Source organism: Collinsella sp. LCP19S3_D5 (genome assembly GCF_052121415.1).
Classification (GTDB): Bacteria; Actinomycetota; Coriobacteriia; order Coriobacteriales; family Coriobacteriaceae; genus Collinsella.
Genome location: NZ_JBQKEH010000037.1, coordinates 1 through 960, shown reverse-complemented (window position 1 = coordinate 960; position 960 = coordinate 1). Strand labels below are relative to the sequence as shown.

The following is a 960-nucleotide window of genomic DNA, read 5'->3' as shown; positions in this document are numbered from 1 at the left end:
AACCCGTCCCGGTCCGCCCCCGGCATGTCATCGACGCCTTCGGCTCAGTCTCATATCCGCGGATACCGTTCTGTCGGCCCGCACTCCATTCCTTCGGCGGGGTTCCCCAAGTCTGTCGAGGCGCATGCGGAGGGCTCCGCGCGCACAGCGAAATAGGGGGTATCCCCGAAGGCCGCCCGGCTCGCCGGGACGGGGGCTATGTCTATTCCGCGCCCTCCCGGCACATCATGCCGAGGGCCCAGAGCCACCTCACGAGCTCGGCCGCGGTGGCCGCGTTGGCCTTCGCCGCGGGCATGCCGCGGGCGAGCATCTCCTCGCGCCGCCGCAGGAGCCGCTCGGACCCCTTCCTCCCGTGCATCCTTATCTCGAGGGGCACGCCCGTGTCCCTTGGCATGAGCTTCGGCTGGTGCCGTGCCGCGGCGTAGCACCATGAACCCTCAACGGCCAGCTTCCTCACGAGCGCGTTGCCCGCGCCGCTGATGCCTCCGAGCCGCACGGAGTCGCCACTCGACCTCTGACTCGGCGCGAGGCCGAAATAGGCCGTGACCTGCCTTCCGGAACGGAACCTCGTGAAGTCGCCGACCTCGGCCGAGAAGGCTGCGGCCAGCGCGAAGGCGCAGCCCTTGATCGACTGGAGGGCGGCCACCTCCGCGGCGATCGGGCTGGCATCCACGGCGGCCCTGTACTCGGAGAGCAGGTCCGCCCGGGCCTCCGCCGCGGCCTCGACCTCGTTCCTCAGGGCGGCGAGCGTCCGAACCCCGCCATCGTCCTCCGGCCTGACCTTGTCGAGCCACCTCAGGAAGTCGTAGGTCCAGTACTTCCTCGGGTTGCCGGCGGGCGTGGTGCCGCCGTAGACGAACCCCCGCTTTGCGAGGAAGGCGAGCAGCCGCTGCTTGGCGGTCGCCAGGCGCGCGGTCGCCCCGTCGTAGGCGCCGGCGAGGTCCCTGATGCCTTCGACCT

General features: G+C 70.7%; 1 protein-coding gene. It reads right to left on the bottom strand.

Annotation, left to right across the window (positions count from 1 at the left end; genetic code table 11):
- Positions 1-202: 202 nt before the first annotated feature.
- Positions 203-960 (bottom strand): transposase (locus tag ACTQXO_RS08715; protein WP_441033760.1); only part of this gene is annotated, 758 nt, incomplete at its 5' end.